This window comes from Candidatus Cryosericum septentrionale, assembly GCF_003570995.1.
GTDB classification, from domain to species: domain Bacteria; phylum Caldisericota; class Caldisericia; order Cryosericales; family Cryosericaceae; genus Cryosericum; species Cryosericum septentrionale.
On record NZ_QXIY01000017.1, the window covers coordinates 35590 to 51974 of the forward strand.

At 59.2% G+C, this 16385-nt stretch carries 19 protein-coding genes; all 19 read left to right on the forward strand.

The window, feature by feature from the left end; translation table 11 throughout:
- The first annotated feature begins 30 nt into the window (after nucleotides 1-30).
- The 19 genes from SMC1_RS04350 (at nucleotide 31) to SMC1_RS04440 (ending at nucleotide 16367) form a co-directional block, all read left to right on the forward strand.
- The gene (locus SMC1_RS04350; protein ID WP_119085575.1) at nucleotides 31-315 is read left to right on the forward strand and encodes a MoaD/ThiS family protein; all 285 of its coding nucleotides are present in this window, start codon (nucleotides 31-33) and stop codon (nucleotides 313-315) included.
- A gap of 7 nt (nucleotides 316-322) precedes the next feature.
- Nucleotides 323-1195 (forward strand): HesA/MoeB/ThiF family protein, encoded by an 873-nt coding sequence (locus SMC1_RS04355; RefSeq protein ID WP_207799304.1) that lies wholly within the window; start codon nucleotides 323-325, stop codon nucleotides 1193-1195.
- Nucleotides 1196-1755: 560 nt separating this feature from the next.
- Nucleotides 1756-2541, forward strand: a complete 786-nt coding sequence (locus tag SMC1_RS04360) for a prepilin peptidase (protein WP_119085576.1) — start codon at nucleotides 1756-1758, stop codon at nucleotides 2539-2541.
- A 34-nt stretch (nucleotides 2542-2575) separates the two neighbouring features.
- A complete protein-coding gene (pilM, locus tag SMC1_RS04365; RefSeq protein ID WP_119085577.1) occupies nucleotides 2576-3772 on the forward strand; it encodes a type IV pilus assembly protein PilM in 1197 nt (398 codons plus the stop codon).
- On the forward strand, nucleotides 3772-4350 hold the full coding sequence (locus SMC1_RS04370) for a hypothetical protein (protein ID WP_119085578.1): 579 nt from the start codon (nucleotides 3772-3774) through the stop codon (nucleotides 4348-4350). Before pilM ends, SMC1_RS04370 begins: the two co-directional genes overlap by 1 nt.
- The gene (locus tag SMC1_RS04375) at nucleotides 4343-4999 is read left to right on the forward strand and encodes a hypothetical protein (protein ID WP_119085579.1); all 657 of its coding nucleotides are present in this window, start codon (nucleotides 4343-4345) and stop codon (nucleotides 4997-4999) included. The genes SMC1_RS04370 and SMC1_RS04375 overlap by 8 nt, the downstream gene beginning before the upstream one ends.
- A 10-nt stretch (nucleotides 5000-5009) precedes the next feature.
- Nucleotides 5010-5345 (forward strand): hypothetical protein, encoded by a 336-nt coding sequence (locus SMC1_RS04380; protein WP_119085580.1) that lies wholly within the window; start codon nucleotides 5010-5012, stop codon nucleotides 5343-5345.
- Between the two features lie 24 nt (nucleotides 5346-5369).
- Nucleotides 5370-6452 carry a M24 family metallopeptidase gene (locus tag SMC1_RS04385; protein ID WP_119085581.1) on the forward strand — a complete coding sequence of 361 codons (1083 nt, stop codon included), beginning with the start codon at nucleotides 5370-5372 and terminating at the stop codon, nucleotides 6450-6452.
- Nucleotides 6453-6555: 103 nt separating this feature from the next.
- Nucleotides 6556-7116 carry an elongation factor P gene (gene efp, locus SMC1_RS04390; protein WP_119085582.1) on the forward strand — a complete coding sequence of 187 codons (561 nt, stop codon included), beginning with the start codon at nucleotides 6556-6558 and terminating at the stop codon, nucleotides 7114-7116.
- Between the two features lie 4 nt (nucleotides 7117-7120).
- Nucleotides 7121-7444, forward strand: coding sequence for an Asp23/Gls24 family envelope stress response protein (locus SMC1_RS04395; RefSeq protein ID WP_165849210.1), 324 nt, complete (start codon nucleotides 7121-7123; stop codon nucleotides 7442-7444).
- A gap of 3 nt (nucleotides 7445-7447) precedes the next feature.
- Nucleotides 7448-7864 (forward strand): transcription antitermination factor NusB, encoded by a 417-nt coding sequence (nusB, locus tag SMC1_RS04400; RefSeq protein WP_119085584.1) that lies wholly within the window; start codon nucleotides 7448-7450, stop codon nucleotides 7862-7864.
- A gap of 14 nt (nucleotides 7865-7878) precedes the next feature.
- Entirely contained in the window at nucleotides 7879-8124 is a 246-nt protein-coding gene (locus SMC1_RS04405) for an acylphosphatase (protein WP_119085585.1), read from the forward strand.
- Nucleotides 8125-8140: 16 nt separating this feature from the next.
- Nucleotides 8141-9031, forward strand: coding sequence for a polyprenyl synthetase family protein (locus tag SMC1_RS04410; protein WP_165849211.1), 891 nt, complete (start codon nucleotides 8141-8143; stop codon nucleotides 9029-9031).
- Nucleotides 9028-10875 carry a 1-deoxy-D-xylulose-5-phosphate synthase gene (dxs, locus tag SMC1_RS04415; RefSeq protein ID WP_119085587.1) on the forward strand — a complete coding sequence of 616 codons (1848 nt, stop codon included), beginning with the start codon at nucleotides 9028-9030 and terminating at the stop codon, nucleotides 10873-10875. Before SMC1_RS04410 ends, dxs begins: the two co-directional genes overlap by 4 nt.
- Nucleotides 10876-10917: 42 nt before the next feature.
- Nucleotides 10918-11748, forward strand: a complete 831-nt coding sequence (locus SMC1_RS04420; protein ID WP_119085588.1) for an NAD(+)/NADH kinase — start codon at nucleotides 10918-10920, stop codon at nucleotides 11746-11748.
- A gap of 2 nt (nucleotides 11749-11750) precedes the next feature.
- The gene (gene recN, locus SMC1_RS04425) at nucleotides 11751-13460 is read left to right on the forward strand and encodes a DNA repair protein RecN (protein WP_119085589.1); all 1710 of its coding nucleotides are present in this window, start codon (nucleotides 11751-11753) and stop codon (nucleotides 13458-13460) included.
- A gap of 24 nt (nucleotides 13461-13484) precedes the next feature.
- Nucleotides 13485-14543 carry a butyrate kinase gene (gene buk, locus SMC1_RS04430; RefSeq protein ID WP_207799305.1) on the forward strand — a complete coding sequence of 353 codons (1059 nt, stop codon included), beginning with the start codon at nucleotides 13485-13487 and terminating at the stop codon, nucleotides 14541-14543.
- An 8-nt stretch (nucleotides 14544-14551) separates the two neighbouring features.
- Nucleotides 14552-15454 (forward strand): bifunctional enoyl-CoA hydratase/phosphate acetyltransferase, encoded by a 903-nt coding sequence (locus SMC1_RS04435; protein WP_243626488.1) that lies wholly within the window; start codon nucleotides 14552-14554, stop codon nucleotides 15452-15454.
- 10 nt (nucleotides 15455-15464) lie between these two features.
- Nucleotides 15465-16367 carry a phosphate acyltransferase gene (locus SMC1_RS04440; RefSeq protein WP_119085592.1) on the forward strand — a complete coding sequence of 301 codons (903 nt, stop codon included), beginning with the start codon at nucleotides 15465-15467 and terminating at the stop codon, nucleotides 16365-16367.
- The last annotated feature ends 18 nt before the right edge of the window (nucleotides 16368-16385 follow it).

Below are 16385 nucleotides of genomic sequence, written 5' to 3' on the forward strand. Positions count from 1 at the left end.
TCCTGGAGGCATTATTAATGGGTAACGTATTTGCCTACAATTAATATCAACTTCATCGGGCCGTGGAGGATTTTCTTAGGGGCACGAACCGTAACCGTCAATGTAGATGGTATTGACGATGCCAGAGATTATGTGGAGACTAATTTCGGCCCTGTATTTGAGAAAAGGATTAAGTCCCTTGGAGCTGGAAAAAAGCAGTCCATTTGGGATAACAGTAATATCCTGCTCAACGGCACAAACATAAAGTTGTTGAATAAAATAGACTTTAAAGATGGCGACAAGCTCGATCTATTGCCTAGAGTAGCCGGTGGTTGAGAAGAGGATGTTGAATCTGGCCAAGGGTCAACCTGTTGATATATTGATTCGTAAGCTTTGCAAGAGTTTAGTGACGCCCGACAAGAAGAAAATGCGGGTTATAGACTTGCAAAGTGTTCGGCTTATTTCCTCCAAAAAGAAAGTTACCCGCCGGGAAGCCGAGACTTTCTGTCTCGAAAACAATGTAGTTCCCATCCGCTATTTGCGCAACATAGGCACAATAGGCATTGAAGGGCAGTTAAAACTGCTTCGCTCCACGGTTGCCGTCTGTGGAGCGGGTGGCCTCGGGGGAACGATAATAGAATTACTCGCTAGGCAGGGTATCGGCCACTTAGTTATCATTGACAATGACAAATTTGCAGAAAACAATCTTAACAGACAGATAATAGCCACAGAGAGTGATCTGCGGAAATCCAAAGTTAAAATTGCGGCTGCCCGGGTTAAGAAAATCAATTCCGCCGTTGTGATTTCCGCCGTTAATAAAACCATCAATTCCAAGAACATCAAAGAGATAATAATGGATGCAAGCGTGGTGCTTGACGGGTTGGACAATTTGAAAACCCGCCGGATTGTAGCCCGTGCCTGTGATGAATTGGAAATTCCCTTTGTTCACGGAGCTATAGCCGGTTTCAGCGGTGAGTTGATGACCATCTTTCCTGGAGATAAAGGGCTTAACGATATTTGGGGTTTATCCGCCGATGAAAACGGATGCGGGATTGAAACGTATACAGGCAATCCCGCGGCAACTGCGGCGGTAATTGCCGCCTGGGAAGTACAGGAAGCGATAAAAATAATTACGGGGATCGGGACTCCGGTTCGTAACCGTCTTATATTTTTAGATTTTGCTGAGGGTACTTTTGACGAAATATCCTTACTATGAAAAAGGAAACCAATCTCTATCCGCTGGAAAAGGGTGTAGTATGACTTCAACAATCCCAGGAGAAAACTGTTGAAAGCGATCAGGGTTCCACCGCGTCTCTGATCAGGGATGTTCAGCGGAGGGTCCATGCACGTCTGAACGGGAATCCATCCTGTGCCCCCTCTTCAGAGGGCTTCTCCATATCCAGGGGACTTCCCTTCTCCGTCATTCCCCCGAGCCCTTTTGTCCAAGGCGAGGGGTGCTTTCGCCGCGAAGGCGAGAATGCATGCGTTGAAGTGTAACAATCTCAGAGGAAACGGAACCGTCCCGAAGTGCAACAGTCTCCGTCATTCCCGCGAAGGCGGGAATCTATCCTGTGCCTCCTTGGTGGGGGCTTTTCCATATCCAGGGACTGCAGGGAGGGGCGCAGGTCTTGCATTTTGCATCTCGTTGTCCAAACTATGTACAACCAGCGGCGGGCTGTGCTATACTAAACGACGATTAGTGGGCACATGCAGCGTTCAGAGATCGTACGGTGCTATTCTGGGCGTACGAAGGGGTGTTGAAAGGATGGATTGCTCGTGACAGGTTTGCTGGGTATAGTCCCCGAGGTGGTATATCTTGCCGTCTGCTTCATAGCCGGCGCATTCATGGGGAGTTTCGTCGGCGTCCTCACCTATCGTATACCGCGCGATCAACAGTGGGTCAAAGGGCGGTCTGTCTGTCCGGCCTGTGGTCATCAGCTAAGTGTTGCTGACCTTGTTCCGGTCTGGAGCTATGTGTTTCTCCGCGGGCGTTGCCGGTACTGTCATGCGCGGATCGGGGCCCGGTACCTCCGGACCGAAGTGTGCACGGGCCTGTTGTTTGTCGGCCTGGGCTGGGGTCTGGGGTGGAGTGTTGATGCCCTGAAGTTCGCCATCATGACAGTCCTTGCGCTGGCGGTCGGGATCATCGACTTCGAGACGGGTCTCGTGCCCGACGCGGTCGTCTTGCCCGGAACCGCCATCGGTCTGGCCTTCGGCACGCTTGCAGGGTGGCATGGTCTGGTGGGAGCTGCAGGGGGAGCGGCAATCGGTGCGAGCCTGTTCGCGGTGATTATCCTGTTCTCGAGAGGCGGCATGGGCTGGGGTGATGCAACCTTGGGACTCATGCTCGGCGCGTTCCTGGGTTGGCGGTTGGCTGTCGTCTTTCTGATGCTCGCGTTCATCATCGGGGCGACTGCTGGGATTGTTCTCATGGTGTTCTTCAAGAAGAAAGGAAAAGACTCGATGCCCTTCGGTCCTGCTATGGCCGTGGGCGCATATGTCGCAGCTGTTGCGGGAAATGACCTTATCACCTGGTACTTGACAACCCTGTTCCACAGGTAGAAGTCTGACGGTCGAGCGCATAAGGAGGCACCCTGTGTTTGGGCTAGGAGACAAAGCAACACCAATCATTGGAGTAGATATTGGGACGAGTACTATGAAGGTGGCTCAGTTCAAACGGGACAAGAATGCACTGAGCCTTGTCAACTTCGGCGTTGTTCCAACCCCCGAGGGGTCCATCGAAGAGGGGAAGATAGTCAAGGGCGATATCATCAGCGAAGCGCTCGGCTCCCTGCTCTCGCTGCATTCCTTTGTGGGCAAGCGTGTGTCGGCGTCCGTCTCGGGCCAGCTGGTGACGGTCAAGCAGGTCACTGTGGATGAGATCCCCCGCCAGTCGCTGGGGGACATTGTGATGTGGGAGATGGAGAAGCACATCTCCTATCCCATCGAGGACGCGGTGTTCGACTACCAAGTGCTGTCCCGATCTCAGACGGACGACGGCGGTATCAAGGCGAACTGTCTGGTCGCCGCTGCGCCGCTCGGCATCGTCAACGCCCTCGTAGGCGTCATCCGCAAGACGCAGCTGGAGCCAGTGTTCATCGAGGTGGAACCCTTTGCCGAGTTGCGCCTGGTGGACTACGTTTCCTACAAACGACCCGATCTGGACGAAAAGACGATCGTCATGGTCAACATCGGATCGACCATCACGTCCATCAATGTTGCGGATCAGTCCATGATCCGGCTCACGCGCATGATCCCGTTCGGAGGGTCCCGGATCTCGCGGGCGATCGCGTCAGCTCTGGGCATCAATACGGAGCGTGCAGAAGAGCTGAAGCAGGAGTCCGTCAACGTGGACCCGGAGGCCAATCTCGAAGCCGGCACCGAGGCAGAACGCGCCACGTCCGCAGCCCTGCCCATCATCGACGAGCTGGTCCTCGAGATCCGTCGGTCTCTCAACTACTATACGACACGGTTCGAAAGCGACCGCCCCCTGCACCTGATTCTGTCGGGTGGTACGGCCAACCTCAAGGGCATCGCCGACTATGTCGAACTGTCGACCGGTTTTACGGTCGAGATGAACCGTCTGCTCCTGGATGTTGCCAAGTACGACCCAAGCATGTTCGCCGAATCCTATCTCAATGAGATGGCTCCCATGTTCAGTGTGGCTACCGGCCTTTCGCTACGCGAGTTCGAGGCAGTGGCTGCCAAGAAGCGCTCTGGCCGGCATCAGGCCAAGTCAGTCGAAGTCGGCGAAAGTCTTCTGACGTATCGCCCTGGTTCGGAGGGACTCTGATGATTACCATCAACCTAGTTCCACACGCACGGAAGCGGAGACAGACGCAACTCACCCATGAGGACAGGACGCTCATCTTCATTGTCGTTGCCGTCCTGGTGGTGCTTGCCGCATCATATGGCTATGCCAGGGTGCTCGTCGCACAGACGACGAATCATCTGGCTGATCTCAACGCGCAGATTGCCGCTCTCGACAGTGAGCAGAAACTGCTCGACCTCAACAGGTCGCTCGCCCAGCGCTCCCTGGCGATGGAAACCAACCTGGTCACGGCCGTGCAGTTGCAGATCAATACGAACCAGGTCCTGGATGACCTTGCGAAGGACCTTCCTAAGGCGTGTACGCTGACCCAGACGGACATCACGGTTCTGCCGGGTACCATGGCGATTGCGGCTACCAGCAGTCAGTTCGTCGACCTGGTGCGCTTCTTCAACGCGCTGAGCGCCGACAAGAAGTTCAAGAATGTGCACATCGACGGCTACCAGGTGCCCTATGCGACGGGCGCGGTGGTCCAGGGGCCGCAGGCCAAGGCGACCATGAACCTGACGTTGACATGGGTGGGAGGAGGCAAGAATGGGTAGGAACATTCCAGTCAAACTTGTCGTCGTGATCCTTCTGCTCGGCGTCATCTGTTTCTTCTACTACCGCTTTGGGCTCAGCCCTCAGCTCGTCCAGCTCCGGGACCTGCGCGATCAGGTCACGGCGGCTGACGTGAAGTTGTCCACGCTCAAGGAGGTCCAGCGGCTGCAGGAGGCATTCGTGAGTCAAAACGAGTCCTATGCAGTCTGGATCGACCAGCTTGCACAGATCACGCCCGTGGTGTTCGACCAGCACACACACACACGCTTTCTGCTTGACCTTCAGGCTCTCGGCAAGGCCAGCGGCATCACGTATACCAGCATCCAGATTTCGGACGCGTCCATGGCTCAGGGCGGTGCTACCGCTCAGCCGGCGGAGGTGAAGCTTGCCAAGACGGTCGGCGTCACCATGAACTTCACCGCCAAGGATTACTGGACCATGCGACGGTTCCAGGAGACGTTCCGCACGAAGTTCAAGTATGTCATGGTCTCCTCGAACCTGACTGTCTCGCACGCCGCTCTCGGACAGCCCGGTCAGGGCGACCTGTACACCTGCTCCATGACTGCGTGGATGGTCCTAAGCCCTGATGCGACGATCGTCGGTGCGCCGGTTCCTGTAGCGCCGGCTCCACAGCCGGAAACGGTGCAATAGGAGGCGTGTGATGGCACAGAAAGCAGTACCGAAGACCAACGTTCAACCGGTTCCGGCGGGCAAGAAGGTTGCGCCGCGTCCGCGGAAGCAGCCCAGAGTCAAGATTTCGGCGGGGACATGGATCTTCATCGTGATCCTGCTGGCCGGCTTCTCCGTCTGGAATTTCTACTTCCTCCCTCGCATGGGGCAGACGACTATCACGCCTCCCGCGCCTCAGGTGTTTCAGATGGCTCAGCACAAGAACCTGAACATAGTCAACACCCAGCTCAAGACGAGGCAGACGTTCCTGACCGTGACGCCTCAGCCGATCCCGGCCGAGACAGGCAAGACTAATCCATTCGAATAGACACAGGCTTCAAGGAGACGCACGATGGAAAACTCGTACCACCAACGCAGGATTGAACTGCTGCGGGAACGGATGGACGTCGTCAACGTGGACGCCTTCTTCACGCTTGCGGCGCCCAGCATGCGCTATCTTACTGGTTTCACGGGCGAAGAGGGGTACCTCGTCGTGCTCCATGACGGCATGCACCTTGTTGTCGATGGCCGGTTCACGACGCAGGCGCAGGAAGAGTGCCCCTGGTTGGACGTCACCCTGTACACTGGGCACTTCAGCAGGTCGATTGCGAACCTGCTTGTCGCAAGCCATGCTCATTGGCTCGGGTTCGAGAAGGAACGTGTTTCCTTCGTGCAGGCGGAGCAGATGCGCGCCGCGTTCCCATCGGTGACCATGGTCCCGACCGAGAGCGTGGTCGAAGACATGCGCATCGTCAAGGACGGCTGCGAACTGGACATGATGCGTGCTGCGGGGCGTGTTGCGGACAAGGCGTTCAACGTGATGGTCCACCAGTTGAAGGCCGGCATGACCGAGAACGACGTGGCTGCTCTGCTGGAATACGAAATGCGCAAGGCGGGCGCCGGGGGTACCAGTTTTTCAACTATCGTGGGGTCAGGCGCTCGTGGGGCACTGCCGCATGGGATCGCTTCCGGCAAGGTTATTCAGAGTGGCGAGGTCATCGTCATCGACTTCGGCGTCAACTACGAGGGTTACATGAGCGATTGCACCAGGACCGTTGCTCTCGGCGAACAGCCTGCGGATGTGCTGGACGTCTATGCAAAACTGCGTGCAGCACAACAGCTGGGCCTTGACTGCATCAAGGCGGGCGTGAGCTCGCGTTCGGTCGACACGATGGTAAGAGGCAAGCTTGGTGAGAGCGGGCTGGCGCAGTACTTCACACATGGCCTGGGACATGGAGTGGGACTCGAGATTCATGAGGCGCCTCGCCTTTCCCAGGGGACCGACACGGTGCTCGAGCCGGGACAGGTCGTCACCTGTGAACCGGGGGTTTACCTTCCTGGGCGCTATGGCATGCGCATCGAGGATTCGGTCATCGTGACAGCGACTGGGTTCGAGTCATTGACGGAGCTGGCCAAGGAACTGGTCCTCCCCTGAGTGCTCCGGAGTGTGGCGGCGCTTAGGGTGTGAACGCTTGACGCAACGCTGGTTGGCGTGTACAATAGCCGCGGTTGATAGCCCAGTATCAGGAGGTTAGACCTTGATTTCCGCCAATGAATTGCGCACAGGCGTTACGTTTGAGATAGACGGTCAGGCGTTTGCCGTCATTCAGTTCACGCACATCAAGCCCGGCAAGGGCTCTCCATTTATTCGCCTCAAGATGAAGAACCTCATCTCTGGCAACGTCGTTGAGCAGACCTTCCGTCCCGATGAGAAGGTGAAGAGTGCATATCTCGAGCACAAGAAGATGCAGTACCTGTATGATGCTGACGGCGTCTACACCTTCATGGACTCAGGGACATACGAGCAGATCGGCCTGACCAAGAATGACCTTGGCGATGCCGTCAACTACCTCATCGAGAACATCGTGGTCGACGTCATCTACTTCCTGGAGAAACCGGTAAGCGTCGAGTTGCCCACGTTCATCGAGGCGGCCATCACGCACACTGAGCCGGGTATCAAGGGCGATACGGCCACGGGCGCCAACAAGACCGCGGAAATCGAGACTGGGTTCTCGCTCATGGTTCCGCTATTCGTGAATGAAGGGGACAAGATTCGCATCGACACCCGCAGCGGAGAGTACCTCGAGAGGGTCAAGTAAACTCATGGACAAAGTCCTCATCACTGACGCCGCACTGGAATCTCTCATCGTCCACGCCTGTCTGTCGGTCGACGGTGTGGAGTCGATGTGGAAGGGTCTCAAGGAACACTTTCCATTCTGGGACCGCGAGGGGCACGAACCTCACGGTGTGAGTATTACGCGAAGCGGCCTTGAGTTGACGCTTGACGTGTTCCTTGTCGGACGATTCGGGACGGACCTTCGCAAGCTTGCCGGCAGTGTGCGGGGCGCTGTGGCTAAGGAAGTAGAAGCCTCCACTCCGTATCACATCCAGGAGGTCAACGTCCATATCGCCGACGTGCGGGCCTGACGCATGGCGACGAGGCAGGGAGTTCAGAACCGCCGGCGCTCACGCGAGATAGCGCTGCAGGTCCTGTACAGTCTGGCGCAGGGCAACGTCTCGATTGACCAGACGTTCGACATGTACGTTCATGAACCGCCGCTCGTGTTGGCGCACGCGCTCAAGCTCATCCAGGGAGTCCAAGCTCATCAGGACGCTATTCTGGCTGAAGTGGGCACACACACGGAGCACTGGGACATCGACAGGATCGCTGTCGTGGACCGCGTGATTCTTTCGATCGCCGTTTTCGAGATGAAGTATGGCAAGCCCCCGATCAAGGCGGCTATTGCAGCCAATGAGGCTGTTGAACTGGCCAAAGAGTTCGGCGGCGCTGAATCCGGGAGTTTCGTGAACGGCGTCCTGCGTGGTGTCGGAGGCGCGGGGGACTGACCGAGCGGGCGCCCATGAAGAATCTGGTTGCGGACGTGTCCGGCATCGTGCAGGGAGTCGGGTTTCGATACTTCGTGGAGCAGACGGCGGTTGAGCTCGGGATCGACGCCAGAGCCGACAACATGGATGACGGGACTGTACACATCGTCGCATCGGGCGACGAACAGCGGCTTTTGCGCCTGGTGGAACTGGTCAGGCAAGGGAGCCGTTACTCATCTGTGGACCACGTCGACTACACGATCACAGATCGTTGCGGGTAGATGGAAGGGAGCTGACATGGACATCAGGGACCATCTCAACGAGGAAGCGCACTACATCGACGGAGTGCTGGCTGACTGCCTTGCTCCGCTTCAGGGATCTGTCATGCATGCAGCGATGTCCTATGCGCTGCTTTCTCCGGGCAAGCGTGTGCGGCCTGCCCTGTGTCTTGCCGTCTATGAGGCATGCACCCGCGACAGGGAGCGCATCAAGCCGGTCCTCGCTGCCATCGAGATGGTACACGCGTACTCCATCATTCAGGATGACCTGCCCTCGATGGACAACAGCGACCTTCGGCGCGGCAAGCCGACGACGCACAAGGTTCACGGCGAGGACATGGCGCTTCTGGCTTCCGATGCATTGCTGACCATGGCATTCGAGGAGCTTTCATCCGCGCAGATGGTCGGTGCCTTCGGCGCTGAGCGGTGCCTTGATGCAGTGCGGACGATGGCCACTCTGGTGGGTGCCGAGGGTCTCGTCGGCGGGCAGGCAATGGACATCATCACCTCCAGCGACGAACATGTCGAGCTGGGCACGATCGAGTACATCCACAAGAACAAGACTGCCGCACTTATCCAGGCTTCGGTGCTGCTTGGCGGCATTTTCGGCTGTGCCAGCGAGACTGACATGGGCAGACTGCGTGCATTTGGCGAGAGCTTTGGCATGGCGTACCAGATCGTGGATGACATCGCGGACGCCAGTGCAACCGAAGCGCAAACTGGCAAGACTGCCGGTCAGGATGTCAAGAACCGGAAGGCGACCTATGTGACCGTGCTGGGGCTTGCTGACGCCAGGGAGAAGGCATTGCAGTATCTAGCGAGCGCTCGTGAGTCCGCGCTTGCGCTGGACAGCGGTGGAGACTTCCTGACGGGGCTTGTCGACCTTCTTGCGGAAAAGGCTCGAAGTTGATTCTCGAGCACGTCTCCTCTCCTGCTGACATCCGGGGGCTGGACATCCCGCACCTGCGGACGCTGGCGGCCGAATGCAGGCAGGTCATTCTCGACACGTGTTCGACCAACGGTGGGCACCTTGCGTCGAATCTGGGAGCCGTCGAGCTGACGATCGCGCTGCACATGACGCTGAATACGCCGACGGACCAGTTGGTCTGGGACGTGGGGCACCAGTGCTACACGCATAAGCTTCTCACCGGCCGGTACAAGTCGTTCAGCACGCTCCGGCAATGTGGGGGGATCAGCGGGTTCGTGAACCCCAATGAATCCCCGTATGACACATTCCTGGCCGGACACGCGTCGACGTCGCTTTCCATAGCAGCAGGCCTCTTGGTGGCGCGGCGTCTGGACGGCGGGAACCAGCGCGTAGTCGCGGTCATCGGTGATGGCGCCTTGTCCGGCGGGATGGCCCTGGAAGCGCTCAACAACCTCGGACGGGCGCACGGCCAATGTCTCGTCATCCTCAACCACAACGACATGTCCATCTCCCCCTCCGTAGGAGGCATGGCGCGGGCACTCAACCGTCTGCGGACGCGTGCATGGTACCTGCGCGCGCGCGAGTCTCCGCTGGTGGGACGCGGGCTTCGCTGGCTGAGAACCCTGGTCAAACGGCTGTACCTCCCCACGATCTTCTTCGAGGAGCTGGGTTTCCGGTATTTCGGGGTCGTGGATGGACATGACATCGGCGAACTCATCGAAGCGATCGACATGGTCAAGGATATCCAGCAGCCTGTCGTCCTGCAGGTCGTGACCGTCAAGGGCAAGGGATACGAGCTGGCCGAACGGCAGCCGTCTCAATTCCATGGCGTCGCACCGTTCGTCATCGACAATGGGCTGAGCAAGCAGGAGAAGTCCATACCGACCTACTCCGACGTATTTGGCGAGACGCTGATACGGCTTGCGGAGACAGACCCCCGCATCGTCGCCATCACGGCTGCGATGATGGACGGCACCGGTCTTGCCGAGTTTGCCAGGCGCTTTCCCGATCGCTGTTATGATGTCGGCATTGCCGAGCAGCATGCTGTCGGCATGGCGGCGTCGCTGGCCAGTCGAGGGTACAAGCCGTACGTCGCAGTCTACTCGACGTTCCTCCAGCGGGCGTACGATCAGATCGTCCACGATGTCGGCATCGGCGGTTTGCCCGTACGGTTCGCGGTCGACCGGGCTGGACTGGTCAGCGACGACGGACCGACGCATCAGGGTGTCTTCGACGTCGGCTTTCTGAAGATCGTTCCCGGCATGACCGTGTGTTCCCCGGGCGACCGGGCGGACCTGGTGCGCATGCTGGAACTGTCAGCCGCGGCCACGGGGCCGTTTGCCATCCGGTATCCCAAGGACGTCGCCTACGACCTCAGTGAACAGCTTGGTGAGCGCCCTCCCATGATTCCTGGGACTGGTGTCATCGTCGCCGACGGGAGTGATGTTGCTATTGTTTCGCTCGGGCCGGTGCTTCGGTCGGCTCTGGAAGCCCGGAAGATCCTTGCAGGCGATGGAGTCCAGGCGTGTGTCGTGGACCTCCGTTTTGCCCAGCCGCTGGACACCGGCCTCCTCACACGATTGGCCGGCACCTGCCGGGCAGTGTTGCTGGTCGAAGAAACCACACGTTCTACGGGCGTCTACGACGCAGTCGTCGAAGCGCTCGTCCATTCCGGCATGAACATCTGGCGCATCGAACGGTGTGGTATTCCCGATGCGTTTCCTGTCCAGGACAAGCGGGCACACCTTCTCAGCACCTATCAACTCGACGCACAGGGATTGGCGCGCGCAGCGCATGGCCTGCTGGCCGGGGCAGATGGGCGGTAGCGGCTTGAAGCCTCGCACATCCGTCGTACACTGTACAGCGTGATGAAGAGTATCGTCTACTGCCGCGGGGACTCGAAGGATGCGCGCGAACTCGAGGGCGAGATTCGGCCATATCTGACAGGCAAGGGGGTCGAGGTCGTCAGCCTGACCTCCAGGGACGACCTGTCCACCATCCCGTCGGGAGCGGTGGACGGTTCCTTCATTCTGAGCCTGGGTGGCGATGGGACCTTTCTGCGCGCCGCACGGCTCAGCACCCAGCTGGGCTTGCCCGTCCTGGGCATCAACCTGGGCTCTCTCGGCTTCCTCACGGACGTCGAAGAGAACGAGGTCTATGCGTCGCTTGATGCTGTCCTCGCGCATACGTACACGGTGGAGCACCGGCTCGTCCTCGAGGCCCGCCTCGTGCGCGAGGGTCAGGAGATCCTCAATACGACAGCCATCAACGACATTCTGGTGGTCCGGGAGCTTACGGGCAAGATCCTGACGTTCGAGGTCTTCATCGGTGGCGTGCGCGCAGGACAGCTCACAGCAGACGGCATCATGGTGTGCACACCCACTGGTTCGACAGGGTACTCCCTGTCCGCCGGAGGCCCTATCGTCGACCCTACCGTGGAAGCACTTGTGCTCACTGCTCTTGCGCCCCACGACTTCACGTCGAGGCCTCTGGTCGTATGGGCAGGCAGTGAGATCACCATCAAAGTGAAGCCGTCGCGAGACAAGGCGGCCTTCATACGTGACGGAGAGCGTGTCGGCGACATCCACAGCTTTGACACGGTAAGCGTGAAGAGATACCCCCAGGACGTTGCTATCATCCGGTTGCGCGAGAAGAACTTCTACAAGGTCTTGGGTGCCAAGTTCCACTGGGGCTGCTGACGATGCTTCTGGCACTGGACATCCACAATCTGGCCATCGCGCACGATGTTCATGTATCCTTCGATGACGGGTTGAATGTCATCACCGGCGAGACGGGGGCGGGCAAGACTATTCTCGTGCGAGCAATCAGTGCAGTGCTGGGGGGCAAGCTGACCAGTGACTTCATCAGCGTGGGGGCGGACAGTCTGCGACTGGATGCAGAGTTCGCGCTTCCGCGTGTCTGTTCACTGCGGGATATGCTGGGCGACCTCGTGACGGACGACGACATGACCGTCGTGGCCACGCGCGAGGTGGACCGCACCGGCAGGCACAAGTATCGCATCAACGGGCGCATCGTCCCCATCAGTACACTGAGATTGCTCGGCGAGAGTCTTGTGGACGTCCACGGGCAGCACGAGCCACAGTCGTTGCTGGTACGTGAGAATCACCTCCAGCTTCTAGACTCTTTTCTCGGGCACGACACCCAGACTGAGCGGGAGCTCTTTGGCACGAGGCTCGCAGAGTTGCGCGCCGCACGCCGTGAACTGGAACAGATGGAGACGCGCCGGGCAGAATGGGACAATGAGACCACCTATCTGGAGTTCGCGTCGGAAGAGCTTGAACGTGCGCAGTTGAGGGCGGGAGAGGACGGCCTGCTCATCGCAGAACAGCGGCTTCTGGAGAACGTCCGTGAGCTGCAGGAGCAATTGGGCCAGGCGTGGGCCGCCCTTGCCGGAGACGAATCCCGGGACAGCGAAGGAATCGTGAGGCAGGTCGGCAGACTGCACCACACCATCGATGCCCTGTGCTCGATCGACCCGCGTCTGAACGATGTGGCATCCCTGCTGGATGGGGCGCAGGCGAGTCTCAAGGAAGCCGGGTCCACTCTGAGTGACTATCTCAGCAGGCTTGAGCTGGATGACGCGCGACTGGCACAGGTGACTGAGCGGCTGGACGCCATTGCCAGACTCGAGGAGAAGTATCACAAGGACCTCGACGGTCTGCTTGCATTTGAGACGGAGATCGACGGCAAGTTGCATGAACGCCACGAGCGGGCGGGCGACGAGGCCGGCCTGCGTGGCCACATAGCGCAGCTGGAGAACGAGCTTTCGACCATCGGCGCATCACTGACGGCGAAACGCAAGCAGGGTGGCCCCGTCCTTGCGCGCAAGGTCGAGGAACAGCTTGCTGAGCTGGCCATGTCCAATGCCCGGTTCGTCTGTTCCATCGAGCAGAGCGTCGACGAGCAGGGTATCGCTGTTGGGGATGAGCGTTTCAAGGCATCTGAGACGGGTCTGGACGTAGTCGAGTTCCTTATTGCTCCCAACCCGGGGGAGGGACTGCGTCCTCTCAGAGAGATCGCATCCGGCGGAGAGCTTTCGCGTGTCATGCTCGCGCTCAAGACGGTATTCGCCGAGACCGACCAGATTCCTACCATGGTGTTCGACGAGGTGGATGCCGGCATCAGTGGCGAAACGGGGCTTGCAGTTGCCGGCAAGCTAAGCAGCCTTAGCATGCATCGCCAGGTCATCGTCATCACCCATCTGCCCACCATCGCGGCCAAGGCTGGAACGCACCTCGTCATCTCCAAGGAGCAGAGCGAGGATGCCACCACAGTGGAAGTGCACCGCGTCACGGGCGAGGAGCGTGTCCGTGAGCTGGCGCGGATGGTGTCGGGCGACCAGGTGTCCGAGGTCGCTCTGGCCAACGCTCGCGAGTTTTTGTTTCCCTAGTCATTGATGCAAGAGGTGCCCCATATGATTCTTGCTATCAATCCTGGATCTACATCTACAAAAGTTGCCTTGTATGAGGGATCCGAACTCGTCGCCCAAGAATCGCTTGACCATTCAGCTGACGAGCTGGCGCACTTTCACGGCATCGCTGACCAGCTGCCGATGAGAACACAGGCGGTCCTGGACTTCCTGTCGCGCCACGGCACGAGCGCCACAGATCTGGAAGCAATCATGGCGCGCGGCGGACTGCTGCATCCACTGGCATCGGGAATCTACGCCGTGAATGACAGGATGCTGCATGATTGTATCGAAGGCGCGGTGCATGAGCATGCGGCGAATCTGGGAGCACCGATCGCGCATGCGCTTGCCGCGGGCGCCGGCATTCCGTGCTACATCGCCGACCCCGTGTCGGTGGACGAGTTCGAGGACGTCGCTCGCATCTCCGGCCTCAAGGAACTCCCGCGGCGGTCACTGGTCCATGCGCTGAACATCCGCAGGGTTGCCTACGACATCGCGAAGGCTCATGGTAAGGCATTGAACGAGATGAACATGATCGTGGCCCACCTCGGCGGAGGCATCTCCATTGCACCACTTTGCCAGGGGCGCATCGTGGATGTCAACAACGCCAACGAGCAGGGGCCGTTTTCGCCTGAACGTGCGGGAGGGCTCCCCGCCTCCGCGCTCGTGCGGCTGTGCTTCGAGGAAGGGGCGACCGAGGCTGAGGTCGTCAAGCGGTTGACGCGCACGGGCGGTCTCGTGTCGTATCTCGGCACGAACGACGCACGGGAAGTGCAGCGCCGCGTCGATATGGGAGACAGCGAGGCGGCACTCGTCCTGCAAGGCATGGCCTATCAGATCGCCAAGGAAATCGGCGCCATGGCCACCGTACTGGAGGGCGATGTCGACGTCATCGTCCTGACCGGAGGGCTGGCACACAATGACGCCATCGTGGGATGGGTCACCGCAAGGGTCGGCTTCATCGCGCCGGTCGAAGTCGTGCCGGGTGAGAACGAGCTGGAGGCTCTCAACGACGCGTACCTGCGCCTCAGACAAGGCATCGAGACCGAAAGAACATACGCATAGGGGGATCCATGGAGATCAGGACATTCGACCAGTTGCTGGAAGAGGCGAAGAAGCGCGGCCGCAGGAAGTTGGCCGTCGCATTCCCCGAGGAAGTCTCGCTGCATGCGGCTCTGCTGGCGCATGAGGCGGGCATTGCAGCGCCCATCCTGGTGGGCATTCCTGACAGGATCCGTGAGCTGCTGAGCCAGGCTGGAGTCGATACCGACGCATTCGAGATTGAGGAAGCCGGCTCGCCCTCCGAAGCCTGTGCTGTCGCGGTGGCGCTTGCGCGCGACGACAAGGTGGACATCATCCTCAAGGGTGGGGCGCAGACGGCCCAGATGCTGCACGCAGTGCTGGACAAGGAAAACGGCATCCGGGCCAGCAAGGTGCTTTCCGAGTGCTCGCTGTACGAGGACACGCGCGTACGCCACTCGCTCCTGGCTGTCGTCGACGGCGGCATCCTGATCGCTCCGACGCTCGAAGAGAAGGTGGAGGCCATCAGGAATACGGTCAACGTGTACCACAAGCTGGGGTACGAGAACCCAAAGGTAGCTGTGCTGGCAGCCGTCGAGACAGTGACCGACAAGATGCCATGCACGGAGGATGCAGCGATCATAGCGCGGATGTGGGAGCGCGGACAGATCAAGGGATGCGTCGTGGACGGACCTCTTGCGCTGGATAACGCCATCTCTGAGCGTGCGGCAGCCATCAAGGGCCTGAGTGGTCCCGTCGTGGGTAATGCGGACATTCTCATCGTGCCCGACATTGAGGGTGGCAACCTGCTTGGGAAGTCCATGAGCTACTTTGCAGGATTCACGTCTGCGCACGTGACGATCGGCGCCCGGAAGCCAGTCCTCGTACCCTCAAGGGCCGACGACGGACGAACCAAGCTCATGTCCGTGGCGCTGGGCATCGTAGCCTACTACTAGGGGGACTGGTATGGGACCAATGACGCATCTTTCGGACATTCCGGCCGCAGTGAAGGGCCTGCCGCGTAAGCGCATGGCAGTGGCTTATGGCGAAGACGCTCACACACTGCAAGCGGTACAGCGCGCAGTCAGGGAGGACATTGTCGACGCTATCGTCGTGGGCAGCGCGGCGAAGATCGCGGAGGTGGCAGCGGCGAGTGACGTCGACACCAGCCTCTTTGAGATCATGGACGTCCAGGGAGAGCTGCCTTCGATCAAAGCAGCCGTGAAGCTGGTCCGTGATGGAAGCGCGCATATGCTGATGAAGGGCCTTGCTCACACGGACAACTACATGCGGGGCATCCTTGACAAGGAGAACGGCCTGCTGCCCGAGGGCGGCCTGCTGTCACACGTGGCCGTGTTCGAGGCTCCCAACTACCCGCGTCTTATCATCATGTCAGACGTTGCCGTCGTGCCGCTTCCCTCACTGCAGGACAAGGTGCGCATCACGAAGCTGACCGTGGGTGTTGCGCGTAGCCTTCGCATCGATGTCCCGAAAGTGGCGTTCCTGTCGGCGAGCGAGAGTGTGCTGAAGTTCGCAAGCAGCCAGGAGGCCGCAGTGCTGGCCGGAATGGCGGTCCGAAAGCAGTTTGGCGCCATCATCGGTGAGGGGCCGATCTCCATCGACTGCGCGCTGTTCCCTGACGCTTGCCAGATTAAGGGTTTCACGGGCCGCATCCAGGGGGACGCGGACGTCATCATCGTACCGAACATCGAGTCTGGAAACGTCTTCTACAAGGTGCTGTGCAGGTTTGGGGGCGGTGACGTCGCGGCTATGGTGACTGGCACGACTGCGCCCTGCATCCTGACCAGCAGGGGGGATTCCGAAGACTCCAAGTTCTACTCCATCGCACTCGGGGCATTGAACGCTTGAGAACAAGGGTATAATAAT